The 19,307-nt window shown below is 62.6% G+C and carries 23 protein-coding genes; 9 read left to right on the plus strand and 14 right to left on the minus strand.

Annotation, left to right across the window (positions count from 1 at the left end):
* Positions 1-35 precede the first annotated feature (35 nt).
* Positions 36-587, plus strand: a complete 552-nt coding sequence (locus IG197_RS06480; RefSeq protein ID WP_192317778.1) for a MarR family transcriptional regulator — start codon at positions 36-38, stop codon at positions 585-587.
* Positions 588-619: 32 nt separating this feature from the next.
* On the opposite strand, the gene IG197_RS06485 is transcribed toward IG197_RS06480, so the two are convergent.
* Complete coding sequence (locus IG197_RS06485) at positions 620-1,015, minus strand: hypothetical protein (protein WP_192317780.1); 396 nt, start codon at positions 1,013-1,015, stop codon at positions 620-622.
* 9 nt (positions 1,016-1,024) lie between these two features.
* Positions 1,025-1,945, minus strand: coding sequence for a hypothetical protein (locus tag IG197_RS06490; RefSeq protein WP_192317782.1), 921 nt, complete (start codon positions 1,943-1,945; stop codon positions 1,025-1,027).
* A 209-nt stretch (positions 1,946-2,154) separates the two neighbouring features.
* Here IG197_RS06490 and IG197_RS06495 point away from each other — a divergent pair, with 209 nt between their 5' ends.
* Both IG197_RS06495 and IG197_RS06500 read left to right on the plus strand, forming a co-directional pair.
* Positions 2,155-3,183, plus strand: coding sequence for a serine hydrolase (locus tag IG197_RS06495; RefSeq protein ID WP_210346898.1), 1,029 nt, complete (start codon positions 2,155-2,157; stop codon positions 3,181-3,183).
* Positions 3,176-3,595, plus strand: coding sequence for a GNAT family N-acetyltransferase (locus IG197_RS06500; protein ID WP_192317784.1), 420 nt, complete (start codon positions 3,176-3,178; stop codon positions 3,593-3,595). The genes IG197_RS06495 and IG197_RS06500 overlap by 8 nt, the downstream gene beginning before the upstream one ends.
* Positions 3,596-3,623: 28 nt before the next feature.
* Here the strand turns inward: IG197_RS06500 and IG197_RS06505 are convergent, their stop codons facing one another.
* On the minus strand, positions 3,624-4,352 hold the full coding sequence (locus IG197_RS06505) for a GNAT family N-acetyltransferase (RefSeq protein ID WP_192317786.1): 729 nt from the start codon (positions 4,350-4,352) through the stop codon (positions 3,624-3,626).
* 242 nt (positions 4,353-4,594) lie between these two features.
* On the opposite strand from IG197_RS06505, the gene IG197_RS06510 reads away from it, so the two are divergent.
* Positions 4,595-5,227, plus strand: coding sequence for a LysE family translocator (locus IG197_RS06510; RefSeq protein WP_192317788.1), 633 nt, complete (start codon positions 4,595-4,597; stop codon positions 5,225-5,227).
* Positions 5,228-5,267: 40 nt separating this feature from the next.
* Positions 5,268-5,885: a pentapeptide repeat-containing protein gene (locus IG197_RS06515; RefSeq protein ID WP_192317790.1), complete on the plus strand. Its 618-nt coding sequence runs from the start codon at positions 5,268-5,270 to the stop codon at positions 5,883-5,885.
* A 51-nt stretch (positions 5,886-5,936) separates the two neighbouring features.
* Here IG197_RS06515 and IG197_RS06520 read toward each other — a convergent pair whose 3' ends face one another.
* A complete protein-coding gene (locus IG197_RS06520) occupies positions 5,937-6,545 on the minus strand; it encodes an NAD(P)H-dependent oxidoreductase (protein WP_192317792.1) in 609 nt (202 codons plus the stop codon).
* Between the two features lie 87 nt (positions 6,546-6,632).
* Between IG197_RS06520 and IG197_RS06525 the strand changes: the two genes are divergently transcribed.
* Positions 6,633-7,238, plus strand: coding sequence for a TetR/AcrR family transcriptional regulator (locus IG197_RS06525; RefSeq protein ID WP_192317793.1), 606 nt, complete (start codon positions 6,633-6,635; stop codon positions 7,236-7,238).
* Between the two features lie 48 nt (positions 7,239-7,286).
* Here IG197_RS06525 and IG197_RS06530 read toward each other — a convergent pair whose 3' ends face one another.
* Positions 7,287-8,492: an MFS transporter gene (locus tag IG197_RS06530; RefSeq protein ID WP_192317795.1), complete on the minus strand. Its 1,206-nt coding sequence runs from the start codon at positions 8,490-8,492 to the stop codon at positions 7,287-7,289.
* 68 nt (positions 8,493-8,560) lie between these two features.
* Here IG197_RS06530 and IG197_RS06535 point away from each other — a divergent pair, with 68 nt between their 5' ends.
* The gene (locus tag IG197_RS06535; RefSeq protein WP_192317797.1) at positions 8,561-9,004 is read left to right on the plus strand and encodes a helix-turn-helix domain-containing protein; all 444 of its coding nucleotides are present in this window, start codon (positions 8,561-8,563) and stop codon (positions 9,002-9,004) included.
* A 114-nt stretch (positions 9,005-9,118) separates the two neighbouring features.
* Here the strand turns inward: IG197_RS06535 and IG197_RS06540 are convergent, their stop codons facing one another.
* Positions 9,119-9,484: a response regulator gene (locus IG197_RS06540; protein ID WP_192317799.1), complete on the minus strand. Its 366-nt coding sequence runs from the start codon at positions 9,482-9,484 to the stop codon at positions 9,119-9,121.
* Positions 9,481-10,524 carry an HWE histidine kinase domain-containing protein gene (locus tag IG197_RS06545; protein ID WP_192317801.1) on the minus strand — a complete coding sequence of 348 codons (1,044 nt, stop codon included), beginning with the start codon at positions 10,522-10,524 and terminating at the stop codon, positions 9,481-9,483. Before IG197_RS06545 ends, IG197_RS06540 begins: the two co-directional genes overlap by 4 nt.
* Positions 10,525-11,045: 521 nt before the next feature.
* On the opposite strand from IG197_RS06545, the gene IG197_RS06550 reads away from it, so the two are divergent.
* Positions 11,046-11,546, plus strand: coding sequence for an N-acetyltransferase (locus tag IG197_RS06550; protein WP_246765321.1), 501 nt, complete (start codon positions 11,046-11,048; stop codon positions 11,544-11,546).
* Between the two features lie 45 nt (positions 11,547-11,591).
* Here the strand turns inward: IG197_RS06550 and IG197_RS06555 are convergent, their stop codons facing one another.
* Entirely contained in the window at positions 11,592-12,335 is a 744-nt protein-coding gene (locus IG197_RS06555) for an SDR family oxidoreductase (RefSeq protein WP_192317805.1), read from the minus strand.
* A gap of 98 nt (positions 12,336-12,433) precedes the next feature.
* On the opposite strand from IG197_RS06555, the gene IG197_RS06560 reads away from it, so the two are divergent.
* Entirely contained in the window at positions 12,434-13,351 is a 918-nt protein-coding gene (locus tag IG197_RS06560; protein WP_192317807.1) for an AraC family transcriptional regulator, read from the plus strand.
* Positions 13,352-13,533: 182 nt separating this feature from the next.
* Here the strand turns inward: IG197_RS06560 and IG197_RS06565 are convergent, their stop codons facing one another.
* The 6 genes from IG197_RS06565 to IG197_RS06590 form a co-directional block, all read right to left on the minus strand.
* Entirely contained in the window at positions 13,534-14,301 is a 768-nt protein-coding gene (locus IG197_RS06565; RefSeq protein ID WP_192317809.1) for a GntR family transcriptional regulator, read from the minus strand.
* Positions 14,302-14,405: 104 nt separating this feature from the next.
* Positions 14,406-15,113, minus strand: coding sequence for an ABC transporter ATP-binding protein (locus IG197_RS06570; RefSeq protein ID WP_192317811.1), 708 nt, complete (start codon positions 15,111-15,113; stop codon positions 14,406-14,408).
* The gene (locus tag IG197_RS06575; protein ID WP_210346919.1) at positions 15,106-15,846 is read right to left on the minus strand and encodes an ABC transporter ATP-binding protein; all 741 of its coding nucleotides are present in this window, start codon (positions 15,844-15,846) and stop codon (positions 15,106-15,108) included. Before IG197_RS06575 ends, IG197_RS06570 begins: the two co-directional genes overlap by 8 nt.
* Positions 15,846-16,892 (minus strand): branched-chain amino acid ABC transporter permease, encoded by a 1,047-nt coding sequence (locus IG197_RS06580; RefSeq protein WP_192317813.1) that lies wholly within the window; start codon positions 16,890-16,892, stop codon positions 15,846-15,848. The genes IG197_RS06575 and IG197_RS06580 overlap by 1 nt, the downstream gene beginning before the upstream one ends.
* The gene (locus IG197_RS06585; RefSeq protein WP_192317815.1) at positions 16,889-17,764 is read right to left on the minus strand and encodes a branched-chain amino acid ABC transporter permease; all 876 of its coding nucleotides are present in this window, start codon (positions 17,762-17,764) and stop codon (positions 16,889-16,891) included. Before IG197_RS06585 ends, IG197_RS06580 begins: the two co-directional genes overlap by 4 nt.
* A 219-nt stretch (positions 17,765-17,983) precedes the next feature.
* The gene (locus IG197_RS06590; RefSeq protein ID WP_192317817.1) at positions 17,984-19,231 is read right to left on the minus strand and encodes an ABC transporter substrate-binding protein; all 1,248 of its coding nucleotides are present in this window, start codon (positions 19,229-19,231) and stop codon (positions 17,984-17,986) included.
* Positions 19,232-19,307 lie beyond the last annotated feature (76 nt).

The following is a 19,307-nucleotide window of genomic DNA, read 5'->3' on the forward strand; positions in this document are numbered from 1 at the left end:
TATCTTAGTGCTAAGATAAAAGTGGAATTATCTTAGTGTCAAGACATCTCGACGAGAATATTGGGGAACTGGCCGGCGACGGCCTGCAGGACGGCATCGATGCCCGCCGGGCGCAATGGGCCAGGGAACTGCCGCATCTCGACACGCGCGGCATGGCGATCCTCGGCCGCGCCCGCTGGATCACGCTTGTCGCCCGGCCGAAGATCGAGGCGATCTTCGCCTCCTACGGGCTCGACACCGGCGAGGCCGACGTGCTGTTCACGTTGCTGCGCTCGGGCCCGCCCTACCGGCTGCGTCCGACCGAGCTCTACAAGTCGATGATGATCTCGTCGGGCGGCGCCACCAACCGCATCGTCAAGCTGGTCAAGGCGGGCCTGATCAGGCAGGTCGCGTCCGATGGCGACGGCCGCAGCCTGCCGGTCGAATTGACCGAGGAAGGTCTTGCCCGTGCCCGCGAGGCCTTCGAGGCCGACATGGCGGTGGAAACGCTGATGCTCGAAAGCCTGAGCTGGGACGAGCAGGCGCAACTGGCGCGGCTGCTGCGCAAGCTGGCGCTGTCGCTCGGCAGTTCGCCGTCGCTGGAGTGAAGACCGTCGGCCCCGCCTCGCCGGGCCTTCGCTCAGGACTTCGTCCTGCGCGCCAGTTCCCGGTCGATCTGGCCGATCTCCCTACCCGCCTGCTCCAGTTTCAGCAGGCAGCCGAGGATGCGTCTTTGCAGCTCGCGCACGGGACCGCTGATCCGTGCTGCGTCCAGTCCGCCCATTCCCAGGCGCAGCAGCTCATAGCCGGCGATGGCCAGCGACAGGCCGCCGGTGACAGGCGAAGCGATGATCCCGATCACGAAGACGGTGCCGTCGGCGGCCAACCACAGGCCCGCCGACCGCAGTTCCGCCTTGCGGACCTTCAGCTCAGCCTCGAGCTGGTCGAGTTCGACCGAAATGGCGGATACTTCCACCCGCCTGGCAGCCCGTTCCTTCAACAACTCTGCCTGGGGACGTCCGGCAAAGCGGGACATGACAGCAGGTCAGCCGCCTGGAGAGGCGTAGCCGCTTTCAGCCTCCTCCCGTTGCGCACCCGATGCTGCGTCACGATACCCGAGACCACGCGAAATCCGCGCAGCCTCCAGCCTGGCGGTGGCAAGACTTCGCTCAGTGCTCTCGATGGCCCGCCGGTCGGCAAGGAGGCCCTGCAGCCGCACCGCCACCACGGCGGCGCCGATGATGCAGAGCCCGACGACCACCGCGCCATGAAGAATGTCTGCCTCAGCGCCAAACAAGCGGGGCAGGTTAATGCCCAGGGTGGGCGCCAGGATCATCGCGGCGAGGAGGATCACGGCGGCCGACAGCGACAGCAGCGGCCAGAGCTGTGACCGCTTGCCGTAACCTTCATCCACCAGGACGGCTGTCGGAACAGGCTCTTGAACGGGCTCCGGCTCAGCAGCATCCACGACCTCGGCCGGGCGCTGCTCGTCATTGGCCTCGTCAGAGCCAAAATCGGGCGCGACATCGGGCGATCGATCGAGGAGATCCTGAAAACGCTTTGGCATGCTTGCGACATAACCGGCCCCGACGAGGACCTCGAGGGCTTTTGCCGCGCCTGGCTGATACTGGCGAAGTCCGTCGTCGATGTGCTGCAGCTTGCTTGCCGCGACCCACAGCAACCGCTGCAATTCGGACACATCCGCCGCCGAACCGGTCTCTTGACCTGTCACCTCGCGCAGCAGCCACTCCAGGTTTCTGGTCCGCTCGTCCAGTGACGATCGCTCGAAAGCGCCAAGGCGCACCGATGAGCTTTTGCCTGGATGACCAAAAAGAGCAACGAAGCCGATGACCTCGCGTATCGACAGCAGGATCGACGGATCCCAGTCGAGAGCAAAGTCGAATCCACGGGCTTCGCTGTAACTGCGAATCTTTGCGAGGCTTTCCAGCAATTCGGTATCGGTCATAAAGCGCCCTGCGCCCCACGAACAACTTGGCAACGACAGCATATTAGCAAACCCACATCGAAGAATACAGGCCGACTGGAGAGACGTTCGTCGCGCCGCCGACACGGCTGGCCAGGCTGTTACGCCAACTGGCGCTATGCCTCGCCGGCACCGCCGGAGAGACTGACCCGCGAATCATGATGCGGCCGCGTCGCCGCGGGGGACATGGATTGAACCGGAAAGAGCTTGTCGACCTTGTCAGCGAGCAGCGGATCCCGCTGGCACTCTACGCCACGGGCCAGGGCCTTGAGCGGCCCTGGGCCACGGCCGCGGGCATGGCCGACGAACAAACCGGCCGACCGATGTCGCTCGACACGCCGCTCCGGGTCGCCAGCAACACCAAGACCTTCGTTGCCGCCACCATCCTCCGCTTCTGGGAACGCGGGCTGATCGATCTCGACGGCCCGGTCGCACGGTTGGTCGACCCGCTGTTCAACGCGTTGCTCGCTACCGCCGGCTACAACACCGACAGGATCACCGTTCGCCATCTGCTCGACCACAGCGGCGGGCTCGTCGACCACACCAACGCCCCCGAATTCTTTGCCACCGTCCTGCGCGAGCCGCAGCATTTGTGGACGCGCGAAGAGCAGGTTCGCCTCGGCGCCAAATTCTCGGCGCCGCTCAGCGAGCCGGGCACGCGCTTCAGCTATTCCGACACCGGCTATATCCTGCTTGGCGACATCATCGAGCGCATCTCGGGCACGACGCTTGCGGCAACCGTCCGACGCGAGATGGGATTCGAGCGGCTCGGCCTTGCAACGAGCTGGTGGGAGATATCCGAGCCGCAGCCGCCGCACGTCGAGCCGCGGGCGCGCCAGTTTTTCGGCGATGTCGATGCCACCGGGATCAGCGCCTCGATGGATCTTTATGGCGGCGGCGGGCTGGTGATGTCGGTGCGCGACCTCGCCACCCTCTTTGCAGCGCTGTTCGAAGGCCGTGTCTTCGACAGCCCCGACACGCTGCGCGAAATGCTCTCCCAGGGCAGCCACGACGGTGCCGCCACCTATCGCCTCGGCATATCAGTCGACACCGTCGACGGTGCCGAGGTCTACTCGCATCTCGGCTTCTGGGGCACTGCGGCCTATTACGCACCGGCAAAGGGCATTGCCGTCGCCGGTTTTGCGACCCGGCGCGACGCACGCGACACGTTGGTGTCGGTCATCCGCCGGCTGCTTGCCGCCGAAGGCTGGCATGGTTGACCCCGCCACCGGCTGCGAGCCGCTGTTCGAATGGCGCGGTGCCTTTGCTAATGCCGAGCTGAACGCCTTGCACGCCGCATGTTTCGAGCACCGGCTCTTCGACGACGACTGGTGGACGCAGGTCAACAGGTTCAGCCTCGGCTGGGTCTGCATGCGGCAATCCGGCAGCCTCGCCGGCTTCGTCAATGTCGCCTGGGACGGCGGCCTCCATGCCTTCCTGCTCGACACGATGGTCGCAGCACGGCTGCGCCGGCGCGGCCATGCCGCGACCCTCGTCCGGCTGGCGATCGACAATGCCAGGAACACGGGCTGCGAATGGCTTCACGTCGATTTCGATCCGCATCTGCGCGGCTTCTATCTCGATGCCTGCGGCTTCGAGCCGACACAGGCCGGGCTCGTCCGCTTTCTGTAGCCGGCCAGGATGAGGACCGCCGCCGGGATCAGGCGGCGGAATCGGGCGAAACCACCTCCCAGGTGCCGAACAGCTCGAGGCCGGCCTTGCCGGCGAGCAGGATCGACGCCGCATTGTCGAGCTGGCAGCGATATTGCGGCTCATATCCCAGGTCCCAGGCGTGCCGGCTGATCGAACGCACCACCTTGCGGGCGTGGCCCTTGCCCCGGTAGGGCTCGAGCGTCAGCACGCCGAGATCGGCGACGCGACCGTTCATCCAGGGATACATGCTGCCGGCACAGACAAGACGGTCCTGCTCGAAGGAACCGAACACCAGCCAGTGGTCGAGTTCGACCGAGGCACCAGCGAGGCCCTTCTCCGACGCCTGCGCCTGGAAACCTGAAAACAGCGCCGCGTCCTCGGCGCTCAGACGCCTCGACCCAACAACCGGCTCGTCCAGTGCCAGCCGCTTCTTCTCCGCCTCGGTGAAATGATAGATGCGGTCGGCGCCATGCAGCATCACACCCGCGCCATCAAGGGCGTGGCGAAAGCCGGCGATGGACAGGCCCTGCCTTTTGCGCAGGCCGGCCCTGGCCGCCAGCTCGGGCGTCACCACCGCCATGGCCCGACCATCGATCGTCTCCAGCACCATGACCCGGCAGTCTTCGTCGAGATCAGGGTCGGCGGCGACAGTAAAATTGTCGTCGCTGTGGAGAATGTCGCCGTTGAGAAACTGCGCCCGCCAAAAATCGACGATCGTCTGCGAAAAATATGACATAGTGAATACTCGGTCTCGTCTGGACGAGCGTGAGCGCGGAAAGTGTAGGCCCACGATTCTCACGACTTCGTGAAGAAAGCCGTAGCCAGCAAAAACCGGCAAATGTGCGGCATAACAGCGCTTCGCGATCGCTGGACCAAATATAGGCCGGGCTGGCAGACGGGTTTCGCCTACCGAACGATCGCGCCCTGTGCGAATTTGCCGGCATGGGTCGCGCCATTTTGGTGCGACGGGAGCCTGCCATGCCGTCAGCCGAACTGTTGATCGCCTTTGTCGCCACCACCGCGATCTTCGCCTTCATGCCGGGCCCGGCCATGCTCTATGCCGCTGCCCAGACGCTGGCGCGCGGGCGCTGGTCGGGGCTGATGGCGGCACTCGGCATCCATCTCGGCGGCTACGTTCACGTCATAGCCGCCGCCGGCGGCCTGTCGGTGCTGTTCCACGCCGTGCCGCTGGCCTATTTGGTCGTCAAGCTTGCCGGTGCCGCCTATCTCGTCTGGCTCGGCATCGCCATGTTCCGCGCCAGGAATGAGGGTGACGGCGACCTGCCCGCCATCGCGCCGAAATCCGCCCGCCGCGCCTTCGTCGAGAGCATCGCCGTCGAGGTGCTCAACCCCAAGACGGCGATCTTCTTCATGGCTTTCCTGCCGCAGTTCATCGACGCTTCGGCGGCCTTTCCGGTCTGGCTGCAGTTCTTCATCCTGGGCACCGTGGTCAATGCGATGTTCACCCTGGCCGACGTCGTCGGCGTCATGCTGGCCGGGGCGATGACTGACCGGCTCAAGCGGTCGCGCCGTGCCCAAAGGCTGATGCAGCGTGCCGGCGGTGCGGTGCTCGTCGGCCTTGGCGTCCACGTCGCGTTGCAGAAAAGCTGACCCGCCGACACCTCGGCCGCCCGCGACAGTTTCGAAAACCATGCCAGCCGACCCGCCCGCCACCGCCCTCGTCGACCTCATCGCCCAGGGGCAGCGCTCCTTCAGCGGCCTGCAACTGGCAGGCCACGATCTGTCGCGGCTCGACTTCAGCGGCTGCACATTCGCCGACTGCACTCTTTCAGACGCCGACCTCAGGGGTTCGACGCTGACCGACACACGCTGGACCAGCTGCCGCATGGCGGGCGCCAAACTCATGGCCATCGACGGCGTCGACGCACAGTTCCACAATTGCGACCTCTCCAACACCGACTGGACAAGGTCGCGGCTCAACGGCTCGACCTTCAGCCAGAGCAAGCTGACGGGGGCGAATTTCGTCGCCAGCACGTTCATCGGCGCCGACTTCCGGCAATGCCGGCTGGTCAGCGCCCTGCTGCCGGCGATCTCGTTCCGGCGCAAGACGCTTGACCATCTCGATTTCAGCGACGCCGAGCTCACCGGCTGCGATTTCCGCGAGGCGATCTTCGACGGCTGCAGCCTGCGCGGCGCCAGCATGCGCTCCTGCCGCTTCGAAGGTGCCGATTTGCGCGGCTGCGACCTCGGCCCGCTGAAGCTCAACGAAGCGGCGATCCTCAAGGGTGCGGCGATCTCGAAAAGCTAGGCAACCGAGCTGTTGCGCGGCCTCGGCCTGCTGGTGCTGTAGCGCACCGCCTCATGCCGCCACGCCTCGGCTGTGCCCGGCTGCGAACAGGTTGCGGCCGATGGCGCGTGCGGCTTCCAGATGCCCGTCCGCCCCCAGCGTTTCGGTGTCGAGCAAAAGCTCCGATGTGGCGACCAGCGCGCCGACATAATCGAAGATGCCATGGTCGATCTGGGTCTTCATCGCGCCGAAATAGCCGTGCCGGGCATAGGTCCGTGTGCTGGCGCCGCCAAGGGCGACGAGATGCACCTTGAGATGACGCAGCCGCTTGACCGGCCTGATGCCGGCGCCTTCGTCATAAGCCCAGCCATTGGCGAACACCCTGTCGATCCAGCCCTTGAGCAAAGCCGGCATCGACCACCAGTAGACGGGGTAGACCAGCACCAGCGTGTCGGCGCGGTCGATCCGCGCCTGCTCGGCGGCGACGTCGGCAGCAGGTGCCACTTCCCGGCGGTGAACGGCGAGATCGGTGGCGGTGTAGCGCGGGTCGAAGCCTTCCCCGGCAATGTCGGCGATCTCGAAGGTGTGGCCGGCCATCTCAACCCCTGCGGCGAGCTGTGCTGCGATGCCGTGGCTGAGTGACTTGGGATCGGGATGGGCGACGACGATGAGCGCGTGCATATCGACATTCCTGTTAGCAGTTGCGGGCGACGGTCACAGCTTATATACTTTTTGTAACCTACTTTTAGTATATACTTTTGGTACATTATGACGTCAAGCGCTGAAACACCGCAACCGCGCCGCCGCCTGTCGCGACAGGACCGGCGGCGGCAGCTCGTCGACGTCGCCTGGAGCATCATCCGCGCTGAAGGCACCGAGGCGCTGACCTTGCCCCGGCTGGCCGAGCAGGCGGGCGTGGCAAAACCCGTCGTCTACGATCATTTCGCCACGCGGCCCGCCTTGCTCGCAGCGCTGTACCAGGAGTTCGACACGCACCAGACCGCGCTGATGGACGCGGCATTCCAGGCCAGCGAGCCGACCCTGCCGAGCCGGGCGATGGTCATCGCCGCGTCTTATGTCGGCTGCGTGCTCGAACAGGGCCGCGAGATCCCCGGGGTGATCTCGGCGCTCGCCGGCTCGCCCGAGCTGGCCAGGGTCAAGCGCGACTATGAAGCTGTTTTCATGGAGAAGTGCCGGACCCTGCTCGCCCCGTTCGCGCCGGCCGGTACCGTAGCTGCGTCAGGACTTCTGGCGATGCTGGGTGCCGCCGAAGCGTTGTCCTTCGCCGCCGCAAGCGGCGACATCACGCCTGACGAGGCCAAGGACGAGCTGTTCCAGACCATCCTCGCCATGGTCGCCCGAAACGCGCGGTGATTGCGCGACAGCGGCAGATCGGCCCGCCGCCGGTTTCGAAGACATGCCTCAGCGCCTGCGGACCTTCGCAGCGGCGCCGGCCAGTCCAGCCGCCATCGCCATCGCGGCCAGCAGCAGCGCCGTGCCGCCGAACAGCGTTCCGTAGCCATGCCAGGCGATCAAAGGCGTGACGAGCAGCGGCGAGACGAACTGGCCGATGAAGATCGACGCCGTCAGCACGCCGCCGCTGACGCCCCGGTGCCGCAACGGCGCAAGGTTCAAGGTCAGCGCAACGAAGCTCGGCGAAACCAGCGCGTAACCGGCGCCGATCGCAGCGGCCGCCGCAAACAGCACAGGCGTCGTTGCGGCCAGGACCAAAAGCAGGAAGCCAAGCGCCATCGCGGCATAACCGATGAGGAAGATGCCGGCATAACCGGTGGCGCGCTGCAGGCGGGGATAGAGCAGCGCGAAGCTGCCGCCGGACAGCATCACCGTGCCGAGGATCGCGCCGGTCATCATCGCGGCGTCATAGCCTTTGGCTTCAAGAAAGAACGACATCTGCGTCGGCATGACGAAGAAGATCATGTTGGTGAGCGCCTGCAGCAGCACCAGCAGCGACAGCAACAGCACAAAGGACGGATGCCCGGCAGCATCACTTGTTGCCTTGGCGCCCGGTGCCTGCGACCGCCTGGGGTCGACGATGACCATCCACATCAGGGGCAGGAAGACAATGGCGAGGCCATAGATGGCGAAGGGCCAGCGCGGCGAGATTGCCGCCACCCATCCGGCAAGCGAGATGAAGACGAGGCCGCCAAAATTGCGCGCCGAGATCTGCAGCCCGGTCATGGCGCTGCGCTTGTCGCCGCTGAAATAGTCGCCGACAAGGGCGGTCTGCGCCGTCATGATGAGTGCCACCGCCACCCCGAGAACGAGGCGGCTCATGAAGATGCTGGGCAGGTCGGGCAGGACCAATCCGGCGCATCCGGCAACGGCAAACAGGATCACGCCCCAAAGCAGCAGCAGGCGGCGGCCGAACCGGTCCACCGCCAAGCCGGCGAAGGGCGCGAACAAGGCGACGCTGAGCGACGGCGCCGGCACCAGCAGCCGGGTCAGCATCGCCGCGTTCGGGTCATCCGTAAACAGCCGCTCGAGCCCCGGCAGCGCCGGGCTGATGGTCGCATTGGCCATGGTGGTGAGCGACGCGGCGAGCAGCAGGGCGAGCGCGCGCCCATCCAGCCAGACCGGTCTTTCCAGTGTTTGTTGAATGACTTGCATGATTTTTCCTCTTGCTGAATTCGACTGTTCGGCACAGCGTACGAATTCAAGCCAACTTGAGGTCAAGCATGCATTTTCTGGATATTGGCGAGGTCGTTGAACGCTCCGGCGTGCCGCCATCGACGTTGCGCTATTACGAGGAGATCGGCCTGATCCGCTCGGTGGCGCGGCACGGCCTGCGCCGGCAGTTCGATCACGACGTGCTGATGAAGCTGTCGCTCATCGCCATGGGCAAGGCTGCCGGCTTCTCGCTGCCCGAGATATCGGGCATGTTCGGCAGCGATGACCGCCCCGACATTCCGCGCGACCAGCTCCATGCCAGGGCCAGGGAGCTGGAGCGGCAGATCGTCGAGCTCAGGATGCTGCGCGACGTCATCCGCCACGTCGCCGACTGCCCCGCTCCATCACATCTGGAATGCCCGAGCTTCCGCAAGCTGTTGAAGTCGGCGACGCACCAGACCCCGAGCCGCTCTCCGAAACCTGCGCCAGGACGGGCAAAATCACTACGGTAGCGGTAGAATTTTTTTGATGGCCTGCGGCTGCACATGCTGGCCATCCAGGGTGCAACCGGGCGCCAGCTCGTTTTGAGCGCAGGCATCGGGCCTGGCGTTTCTTGACTTTGCCAGTCAGCCAGACAGCAGGCTGGCAAATATCTCGGCCAGCTGCTTGTCCATGAACGGCTTCTTCAAAAGGGGGCGGTCGCGGTAGCCATCCCTCATGTCGTGGCCGCTGTAGCCCGTCGAGAAAATGAAAGGCACGCCGCGCGCAGCGAGCGCGTCGGCCACGAAATAGGTCTTGTCGCCGTTCAGGTTCAAGTCCAGCATAGCTGCATCGAAGTCGTGTGCTTCAATAAGGGCGAGTGCCTGCTTGACCGTGGCGACAGCGGTTACCGATTCACATCCGAGGTCGGCCAGCATGTCTTCGATCATGATGAGCACGAGCATTTCATCCTCGACGACAAGGATGCGTCGATCGGAAAGCAGCCGATTCATCCCGGACACCGTAAAAAGGTGATCGTGCAGACCAGGCCTTCCACCCGGTAGTCGAGATCGACCGCGCCATCCAGTTCGTGTGCCAGGCCGCGCTCCAGGACCCGCGAGCCAAACCCCTTACGGGACGGCGGCATGGCGGGCGGACCGTCCTTCTCTTGCCAGCGCAGAACCAGCCGATCGCCTTCAGGCGACAGCTCGTTCGTCCATGAAATCAGCACGGACCCTAAATTGTTGGAAAACGCGCCGTATTTCACCGCGTTGGTCGCGAGTTCATGGAAGGCGATGCCGAGTGCCAGGGCAACTTTGGGCGAGACGCGGATGTTGCTGCCCGTGATGACAAAGTGCTCCGACCTGCCATTTGCAATCCCGAACGGCTCCAAGGCCGCCTTGATCAGATCGAGCAGCCCCGCACCTTCCCAGTTCTCACGGGTCAGCAGGTCATGTGACCGCGAGAGCGCGAACAGGCGCGACTCAATCGAGTCCCGGATCACTTCGGGATCGGAGGTATTTCGCAATGCCTGCCAGACAATCGACTGCACCGTGGCAAGCGTATTCTTCACCCGGTGGTTCAGCTCATCGATGAGCATCCGCGACTGGGCCTGCTCCTGCTTGTGATCGGTGAGGTCGACGAGGGAGGCGAAGTGCTGCACGACATCGCCGCCCTCATCCCGGACCGGGCTGATGAGGATTGCCGACCAGAATTCGCTGCCGTTCTTGCGACGGTAGCAGATTTCCGAGCCGCCCGTGACATCGCCCGCGAAAGCGGCTTCGATGCGCGCCAAACAATCGACATCGGTGCCGCGCGCCATCAGGAAGTTGAAGCTTTGGCCAAGCAACTCGTCGCGGGAATATCCGGTCAGACCAAGAAAAGCGTCGTTGGCGAAAATGATCGGATTGCCGGGCTCTTTCGCATCGGTGAAAACCATCGCCATGCGTGTCGTTTCAGCCGCAACGACAAACGGCCCAAGATCCCTTCGAAAGCTTTCGACCTCAGCTTCGGCGAATTTTTGGCCTGCGGATTTGATTACTGGTTCAGCCATGCCTCAGCTTCATTCGATTGGCGGCAGGCCGCAGCTAACTAGCAACGTTTGGAGCCGGGCGAAATTCCTGGATTGGCACGAGGCTGTAACTTACGTCGCCGACATCTTGCCAAACGAGAAGCGGCAATATTTGCCGCCACGCTCGCGCTTGAAAGCGTTGATCAATACCAGCGACCGCGGCCGAACCAGCCGCCGCCCAGCAGAACAAGTACGATAAGTATGATGAGTAGAGTGGTGGTATCCATGTCTGTCTCCTGGGAGTGCTCTTGACCTCCCGCCACTCTTTTCACGGAGCGGTGGATTGCCTGCTCATCGCACTCCAACCATAAACAACGCTCCACATGCTTTCTTGTTCCAATGAAACCGCGATTTTGGAGGTCTATTTCACGCGAAGATTTTTCAACTTCCAACCGGCAACACCGCAGGTGCTGGATCACGCCTTCCCAAACATCAAACCATCCTCTATTTGCTGCTTGCTTTTAGCGGATAGATTGGATCGAGACGTGATCAGGCCGGCCAACTTGACGGATGCTTCCAGCCTCGCCGCACTCGGGCTGGAAGTCTGGCTGAACACCTATATTCGCCACGGCGTCAATACGTTCTTCGCCGACTATGCGCTTGCGCATTTCACCGCCGCTCGTTTCGAAGAGATCATGGCACGGGCGGATCAGACAATCCTGGTCTCGCAGAATGCCGTCGGCATCGACGGCTTCATCCAGATCGCATCGGGCGCGCCGGCACCTGTGCCGGAATGCTCCGATCTCGAGATAGCAAAGCTCTATGTCCAGCCCCGGCATCAGGGCAGCGGCGCCGGCGGGCGTTTGCTCGATGCCGGCTTGCGACACTGCGTCTCCACCGGCCGTCCAAATGTCTGGCTGGCGGTCAATGCCGAAAACCAGCGCGCCATGGAGTTCTACCTGAGGAAGGGTTTTGCCAAGGCCGGCGAAACCCGGTTCCAGATCGACCGGCAGTCCTACCCCAACCACGTATTGCGCTACGATCTGGCTCTTGTCGCAGCATGATCTTTTCCGAAAACCGGCACCCACTTTTCGGGATCATGCTCTGACTCAGCCCGCCTGCGCCAGGGCCACCGCGTCGGGTCCCGCCGGAAAGCGCAGCTGCCCCGACACATCGTTCGCGGCCAACCACACGGCTTCGGCTACGTCGGTTTCCTTCGTCACCATTTCAGGTGTCGCAAACCCGGCGAAGATCGGCCCGGCAAATCCGGCATAGGCTTCGGGAATGAGATCCTCGACCCGCAGCTCGGTGTTGTGGGCAAAACGCGTGCTTGGCGCATAGCCCGGCTCGACCAGCTTGACCCTGACATCGAAGGCGCCGAGCTCATGCGCCAGCGAGCCGGTGAACCCCTCGATCGCCATCTTGCTTGCGGTGTAGGCGGCGGCCAGCGGCATCGGTGCCAGCGTCACACTCGACGTCACGTTGACGACGACGCCCGACCGGCGCGCGCGAAACTGCGGGATGACCGCCTGGGTCATCGCCATCACGCCAAAGGTGTTGGTCTCGAACAGCTTGCGCACATGTACCATCGGCGTCGCCTCGAAGGCGCCGACGAGGCCGATGCCGGCATTGTTGACCAGCACGTCGATCGGACCGCAGGCGGCGAGCGCCGCAGCGATGCTGTCCTCATTGGTAACGTCGAGTGCAACCACCCGCATCCGCTCCGAGCGCGGCAGGATGTCCTGGCGTGGGCTGCGCATGGTGGCAACGACGTTCCAGCCCCCGGCATGGAAGTGACGGGCGGTCTCCAGGCCATAACCCGAGGAGCATCCGGTGATCAGTACGGTTTTCATGACATTTTCCCTTGATGATGTTGACGCCACGAAAATACCGTCCAATATCAGGACTATCATCAATCTATAATCCGTATTTTATTGGCAATAGTCCTGATATGGCAGACACCCTCACCACCGACCCGCTCGCCCAGGTCATCGAGCTGCTGCAGCCGCGCACCGTGTTCTCGAAGGGGATCAGCGGCGCTGGCGCGTGGGGCGTGCGTTATTCGGAATTCGGCCAGCCCGGCTTCTGCGCCGTGCTCGAAGGCCGATGCCGCCTCGCCGTCGATGGGGAAGCACAGGTTGTGCTCGAACAGGGCGACTTCGTGCTGTTGCCGGCCACCCCTGCCTTCACCATGTGCGGTTTCGAGCCGGTGACGCCACGGCGCATCGATCCAAAGACTGCACCGGCGCCGACGGAGGAGGTTCGCCACGGCCGGCAGGACGGCCCCGCCGATGTCCGCCTGCTCGGCGGCTATTTCGTCTTCGGCTCGCCCGATGCGGCACTTTTGGTGTCGCTGCTGCCAGCCATGATCCATATCAGCGGTGTCGAGCGGCTATCGACGCTGGTGCGGCTCGTCGGCGAGGAGGCGAGCCGGGACAATGCCGGCCGCGAGCTGGTGCTCGGCCGCCTCGTCGAGATCCTGCTGATCGAAGCGCTCAGGGCAAGTCGGGCCAAGGGCTCGGCCCCCGGCTTCCTCAGCGGACTTGCGGATGCCAGGATTTCAGCGGCGATCAGGCGGATGCATGGCGATCCGCAGCGGCCGTGGACGGTGGCCGAACTGGCCGGCGCGGCCGGCCTGTCGCGCTCGGCCTTCTTCGACCGCTTCACCCGAACCGTCGGGCTCAGGCCGATGGAATATCTGCTCGCCTGGCGCATGGCGCTCGCCAGGAATCTGCTCGGTAAAAAGGACATCGCGCTCGACGAGGTCGCCCGCCAGGTCGGCTACGGCTCGGCCAGCACCTTCAGCACCGCCTTCAGCCGCCATGTCGGGCAGCCGCCGGGCCGCTACGCGCGCAGCGACCGGGAATGATGAAAGGGCGGTCATGTCGCACCACCGCGCCCCGATTCAGAATAAGTATAGCGAGAGCGGCGGAACATAGTTCCAGATCGGTGACCAGCCCAAGCTGAACTTGTTGCTCCAACACGAATTTGTTCTTTAGACTGTCTTGCGTGGAAAAGCCTGCGAGGATCCACTGGATCAAAATGCAGACCCTACGAATTTCGCTCCATCATCTGGAAGACGATGTCTCGCAGTTCGCCATTCTTCTCGGAGCCGAATTCAAAGTCGAGGCTGCGCTGGACCTCTTTCAAGGTTGTGACGAGCGTCTGGATAGCTGCATCGGCGTCTCCCTTGGAGAGATGTTCTACGATCTTGCGATGATGTTTGCTGTCCGTTGAGACAAATCCCGACGGAGGAAAGACCGCCAGCGCTACCGACGTACGCGAGACCAGTTCGCGCAGCATCCGGTTGAGTTCCTCGTTGCCAAGGATGCGGCACAAGGCGATGTGAAATTCACCGGTGTAGCGGATCAGCGCACTGTGATCGCCTTTGGCAAATGCCGCCTCCTCCATGTCGATGATCTCCCGCAGGAGACGGAGGTCTTTCGGCTGAATGCACTGAGCGACGCGAGCAAAAACTCCAGACTCCAGAATGATCCGCGCCTCAAAGGACTCACGCGCACGTTGTGCCGAAGGTTTCGCGACAAACGCGCCCCTGTTAAGATGGATATCGACCATCCCGACATGATTGAGTTTCTGCAGCGCTTCGCGGATTGGCGTCCGACTGATATCGAAGGCCTCTGCCAGTTCGTCTTCCCGCAGTTTGGCGCCAGGCAACAAACGGTGCTCTGTAATGGCGTCGAAGAGTGCCTGGTATATGATATCGACCGTAACTGGCTTTTTCTTGGCCTTTCGCGACGGCGCCTTGCTCCCCTCGGAACTGTGTTCAGTCTCGAAATCGAGCTTATTGTTGCGTGGCATATGGTCTTCGCGATTCGCGTTGGAGAGTCTTGTTGAAATTAACGAACTCTGCGCCGAAATTCAGCACCCACCTTGCCTGAAGTCCCGTGTGCTTTGACCTGTTTTTAGTCGAGGCCCAAATAGGCTCGCTTCATATGGTCGTCATCGAGAAGCGCCCGCCCTTCGCCTTCCAGCGCGACCCGGCCGTTTTCTATGACGTAAGCCCGATGCGCGATTTCGAGTGTCTGGCGAACATTCTGCTCGACGAGCAGCACGGGTACGCCCTCGCGATGGATGGCGACCAGTGACTCGAAGACATCGCCGACGATGCGAGGCGCAAGTCCGAGCGACGGTTCGTCAAGCAACAGCATCTTAGGCTTCTGCATCAGCGCGCGGCCGATCGCGACCATCTGCTGTTCACCCCCGGACAAGGTCCGTGCCACTTGGCTTCGGCGCTGCTTCAGCTTCGGAAACAGATCGAAAACCCGTTCGAGTCTTGCCTGGACTTCACGTTTGTCCGAGCACAGATATGCGCCGAGCCGCAAATTCTCGTCAATCGTCATGTCCGGAAACAGCTTGCGCCCTTCGGGGCACTGGGACAGTCCTTCGGCGACGCGGCGATGCGACGGCAACCGGTTCATTTCCCGGCCCTGAAAGCAGATCGTGCCGCGCTGGACCGGAACAATCCCCGAAACTGCGTTGATCAGCGTCGTCTTGCCTGCTCCATTGGGGCCGACGATGGCGACGATCTCATCCGAACCCACCTTGAAGGATACATCCCAGACGGCCGTGACCTGGCCATATCCAACCATCAAGCCGTTGATCTCAAGCACGGTAAGCCTCCCCGAAATAGGCGTCGACGACCGCGCTCTCCTGCATGCAAGCCCGCGGTTCGCCGGACGCGATTAGACTGCCGTGCTGCAGAACATAGATACGCTCGCACAATGCCAGAATGGCCTGCATCAGGTGTTCGACAATGAGGATCGTGACCCCAAGCGCGCTGATGCGCTTGATCAGGTCGACGGCAACAGTCACCTCCGATGGCCTCAGGCCCGCCATGATCTCATCGAGAAGAATGAGCTTGGGTTCGGTGGAGAGGGCCTTGGCCAGTTCAAGGCGTTTGCGGTCTGGCAACGACAATTCCGCCGCCATCGTTTCGCTGCGCGAGCCCATGCCGACGAAATCGACTATCTCCGCGGCACGTTCCCTGGCCTGAGGCAGGGACCTGCCGGAGGCAAGGCAGCCGACAACAACATTGTCCAGCACGCGCAATCCCATGAAGGGCTGCACGATCTGGAACGTTCGCGCCAGGCCGAGGTTGCAGATCTCGTGCGGCTGCATGCCTTGGATCGGCTTGCCGTCAAACTCGATCGTGCCAGCGTTTGGCCGCAGGAAGCCCGACACCGTCGAAAACAGGGTCGTCTTGCCAGAGCCGTTCGGACCAAGAATACCCACGACCTCACCGGCGGAGACCCGCATGGAGACGTCATTGACGGCTGTGAGCCCGCCGAAACGCTTGACGATACCGTCGAGCTTCAGGATGGGGGGTAGAGACGATGCGCTCATCACTTTGTCTCCCGCTTGCTGAAATAGCGCCGGTGGGCGGCTTCCATGACGCCGGCTATGCCCTTCGGCAGCAGCAGGATCGCAACGATCAGGATCAGGCCGTAGACGATGAGATAATAGGCGTCGGCCTGGCCCCCGAGCATGCCGCGAAGGACGTCCTTGGTCGGCCTGAGGACGATCGCACCGAGCAGCGGCCCGATCAGACTCAACCTGCCACCCAGCACGGGCGCCATCAGGAATTCGAAATTGAGACCGAGGCCAAATACCTTGCTCGGGTCGATAAAGGTCGTGAACTGCGAGAAGAAGGCGCCGCATGTACCGGCAACGCCGCTGCTGATGCCGATCGCGAGCACCTTTGTCCTGGTTACGTTGACGCCCACCGCTTCGGCAGCGTCCGCGCCTTCGCGGATGGCGGCGAGATAGTAGCCGAACCTGCTGCGCTGGATGGCATAAGACAGCAGCAGCGCAAGCAACAACAATCCCAACGCGATGAACAGATACTCCGTCTTGTCGGGAAAGCTCATCGTCCAGGCGTTTTTCTGGGAGATGGAAATACTGATGCCGACGGCTTTGCCGGCCAAAGCCCAGTTGAAGAAGATGACCATGAAGACCTGCGACATGGCTACGGTGAAGAGACCAAAATAGTCGTCCTTCAGCCCATAGCGCAGGCACAGCCGCGCCATCAGGATCGCAGCAAGCCCGCCAGCCAGCCCACCCAGAACCAGATTGATCCAGGGGCTGACGCCAAACTGGCTGTAGAGAATTCCGTTGGTGTAAGCGCCGATGCCGAAGAAGGTGATGTAACCGATCAACAACTGGCCGGCCAAGCCGCCGGCGATCGTCCAGCCGACACCCATGATGGCGAAGACGACCGTGAGGATAATGATCTGTAGTTCGTAGGGAGAAGCCCTGGCGCCGAACAGCGCTGCAATTGCGATGACAAGCAGGGACAATGCCAGCTGGAGGTTCAGCCAGTTTGATACGATCCTGTGCACCATGCCGTTGCGTGACACGAACTTTTGCTCCGCTTGATCGCCGATGCTCATCCTTGACGTCCTCCGAAAAGGCCCCGCGGCATCAGCAGCAGGATCGCGATGAAGATGGAAAGTGATACCAGTTGCTTGAGGGACGAGCCGAGCACGTAGCCGCCAAGTCCTTCGGCTACGCCTATGATCAGGCCGCCAATCAAAGCACCCAGGAAGTTGCCCATCGTGCCCAGAACCACGATGACGAAAGCTGGCAGAAGGTAGATGTCGATGCCGACATTGGGATAGATCGACAGCGAGGGCGCAATCAGCACGCCGGCGAGAGCGGCCAACGCCAGCCCCAAACCGAAGACGATCGAATTGATGAAGCGCGTATCGATGCCCATCAACTGGGCAGCATCGGGATTCTGCGAGGCAGCGCGGATCGCCAGGCCGATGCGGTGCTTCTTGAGGAAGTACCAGAAAGCAAAAGCGAGCACCATCGCCGAGGAAAAGGCAATCAGCCTGACGACCGTCAGCCTGATGTCGAAGATCGTGACAGCACTCCTTGCGAAGGGCACGTTCACCACCTGTGCGTCAGCGCCCCATATCAGTTGCATGACGCCAAGCATGATGGTCGAAATGCCGATGGTGATCAGCATCTGGTTGATCGGCGGCTGCCGCATCGCCGGCCGAATGCAGACACGCTCTATCAGCGCACCGAGCACGAAGACGGCAAGGACGATCGGGATCAGCGCCGTGTACGGCAAGATACCCAATTGGTTGAAGGAAAAGGCCGCCATGTACATGCCGAGGGTCACAAACTCGGCATGGGCGAAATTGACGATCTTGATGACGCCGTAGATGAGCGTCAGCCCAGCTGCGATAAGGGCATAGACGCCGCCTTGCAGCAGGCCCAGCATCGCGGCTTGCACCAGAATTTCGAAGCTCATGTCACCTCCCGCGGGCTCTGAGCCCGGATGCTTCAAGCTGAACGGGGCAAATGATCGGTTCGAGAAGAACCGCGGCACCAGCCGCTGGGCAGCCGCATGCGTATTATCCTGACCGGCAGTAGGCTCCGCGCACCGGAACAGACCGCGGCAGCCTGGCCATATGTCGTGTTGAAGGTGCGCCGGCCGGGCAGGTTTCCGCCCGGCCGCGCTTGCGTCTGCCTAGCGCTTGTCCCAGCCGGGCACTGGCCACTGCGCCTCGCCGACCGCAAGTGTTTCAGGCCAGATGACCTCCGCCTTGCCGCCACGGATCTGTGCAGCAACGTTCTTGGCGTATTTCATAAAGCCAGTATCGTCGAACTCGACCTTCTCGTACATGAACATCGGAACGCCTTCGGTCAGCGACAATCCGGCAAGTGCATCGCGGATCGCCTTGGGATCTGCCGACGCGGCCTTCTTGATCGCTTCGGCAAAAATCCAGACACCGGCATAGGTGGTGTTGGCGTTGCCGAGCATGTCGACGCCGGTACGCTCCGTGAAGCGCTTGTTGATCTCGGCCGCGCCCGGGCGCTTGATCTGCGGGAACCAGTCATTGATGACGATGACGCCATCCGAAAGTCCGGCGAGGTTCTTATGGGTGATCGGATTGGTGTAGCCGCCGCCGACCCCGATCCATCCCAGCTTCGGCCAGTAGGCCAGTTCTGCCAACTGCTGGAAGAGCAGCGTGATCGCCGCCGGTTCGCCTGTCGCCAGCACGACATCGGGGTTTGCGCCACGCAATTGCAGGATGGTGTCTTCCATCGTGCTCGCATTGTTGGGGTAGGTGTTGTCGGAGATGATCTCCAGGCCGACACCCGGGAGCTTGGTGTTGAACTGCTCGCCGACGACATTGCCGAAAAAGTCGTCGGGACGCACCAATGCGACGGTCTTGGCCACCTGCCCGCTCTTCTTGCCGAGTTCGGCAAGCAGCGCGCCGGCGTCGGTGGCGAATTGGGAAACATGCGGCACGGTCTTGAACGCATATTTGAGGCCGCGACCGGTGATCGCATCGGCCAGCGCATTCGGCACCAGGTACGGAACCTGAGCACGCTCGGCGAGCTCGGTGCCGGCAAGGGCGACGCCACTGGCATAAGGGCCGATAACGCCGACGACCTTTTCCTGGTGCAGCAGCCTTTCGGTTTCGGTGTTGGCTTCGGAGACATCGGTCTGATAGCTGCCATAGGCGGCAACGATCCTGGCGCCGCCCAGGCTTTGGATTCCGCCGGCAGCATTGATGTCTTCGATGGCCATGTCGACGGCCGCCTTCTGCAGTTGCCCCGCTTCGGCAAACGGACCGGTGAGCGGCAGAACGATGCCCACCTTGATCTCGTCCGCCGCCGCGGCGCGGCGTACAAAGGGCATGGACAAGGCTGCGGCCGAAGCTGAAACGGCCAGCAGCTGGCGACGATTCATGGATGTCTTGATGATCATACTCGTTCCCCTTTTCTTGCGGCGACCCTCTTTGAGGTCGACCTGTTGCCCTTCACACAGCAAATGTGCGCGGGAT

It is taken from the genome of Aminobacter sp. SR38, assembly GCF_014843375.1.
Classification (GTDB): domain Bacteria; phylum Pseudomonadota; class Alphaproteobacteria; order Rhizobiales; family Rhizobiaceae; genus Aminobacter; species Aminobacter ciceronei.

Excerpts from the sequence above, each read along its gene's own strand:
- IG197_RS06530 (WP_192317795.1), bottom strand. The coding sequence starts at position 8,492 with ATGCAAGTCATTCAACAAACACTGGAAAGACCGGTCTGGCTGGATGGG.
- IG197_RS06505 (WP_192317786.1), bottom strand. The coding sequence starts at position 4,352 with ATGTCATATTTTTCGCAGACGATCGTCGATTTTTGGCGGGCGCAGTTT.
- IG197_RS06520 (WP_192317792.1), bottom strand. The coding sequence starts at position 6,545 with ATGCACGCGCTCATCGTCGTCGCCCATCCCGATCCCAAGTCACTCAGC.
- IG197_RS06575 (WP_210346919.1), bottom strand. The coding sequence starts at position 15,846 with ATGAGCGCATCGTCTCTACCCCCCATCCTGAAGCTCGACGGTATCGTC.
- IG197_RS06555 (WP_192317805.1), bottom strand. The coding sequence starts at position 12,335 with ATGAAAACCGTACTGATCACCGGATGCTCCTCGGGTTATGGCCTGGAG.
- IG197_RS06565 (WP_192317809.1), bottom strand. The coding sequence starts at position 14,301 with ATGCCACGCAACAATAAGCTCGATTTCGAGACTGAACACAGTTCCGAG.
- IG197_RS06590 (WP_192317817.1), bottom strand. The coding sequence starts at position 19,231 with ATGATCATCAAGACATCCATGAATCGTCGCCAGCTGCTGGCCGTTTCA.
- IG197_RS06545 (WP_192317801.1), bottom strand. The coding sequence starts at position 10,524 with ATGGCTGAACCAGTAATCAAATCCGCAGGCCAAAAATTCGCCGAAGCT.
- IG197_RS06500 (WP_192317784.1), top strand. The coding sequence starts at position 3,176 with ATGGTTGACCCCGCCACCGGCTGCGAGCCGCTGTTCGAATGGCGCGGT.
- IG197_RS06560 (WP_192317807.1), top strand. The coding sequence starts at position 12,434 with ATGGCAGACACCCTCACCACCGACCCGCTCGCCCAGGTCATCGAGCTG.
- IG197_RS06510 (WP_192317788.1), top strand. The coding sequence starts at position 4,595 with ATGCCGTCAGCCGAACTGTTGATCGCCTTTGTCGCCACCACCGCGATC.
- IG197_RS06485 (WP_192317780.1), bottom strand. The coding sequence starts at position 1,015 with ATGTCCCGCTTTGCCGGACGTCCCCAGGCAGAGTTGTTGAAGGAACGG.
- IG197_RS06540 (WP_192317799.1), bottom strand. The coding sequence starts at position 9,484 with ATGAATCGGCTGCTTTCCGATCGACGCATCCTTGTCGTCGAGGATGAA.
- IG197_RS06525 (WP_192317793.1), top strand. The coding sequence starts at position 6,633 with ATGACGTCAAGCGCTGAAACACCGCAACCGCGCCGCCGCCTGTCGCGA.
- IG197_RS06490 (WP_192317782.1), bottom strand. The coding sequence starts at position 1,945 with ATGACCGATACCGAATTGCTGGAAAGCCTCGCAAAGATTCGCAGTTAC.
- IG197_RS06515 (WP_192317790.1), top strand. The coding sequence starts at position 5,268 with ATGCCAGCCGACCCGCCCGCCACCGCCCTCGTCGACCTCATCGCCCAG.
- IG197_RS06535 (WP_192317797.1), top strand. The coding sequence starts at position 8,561 with ATGCATTTTCTGGATATTGGCGAGGTCGTTGAACGCTCCGGCGTGCCG.
- IG197_RS06580 (WP_192317813.1), bottom strand. The coding sequence starts at position 16,892 with ATGAGCATCGGCGATCAAGCGGAGCAAAAGTTCGTGTCACGCAACGGC.
- IG197_RS06585 (WP_192317815.1), bottom strand. The coding sequence starts at position 17,764 with ATGAGCTTCGAAATTCTGGTGCAAGCCGCGATGCTGGGCCTGCTGCAA.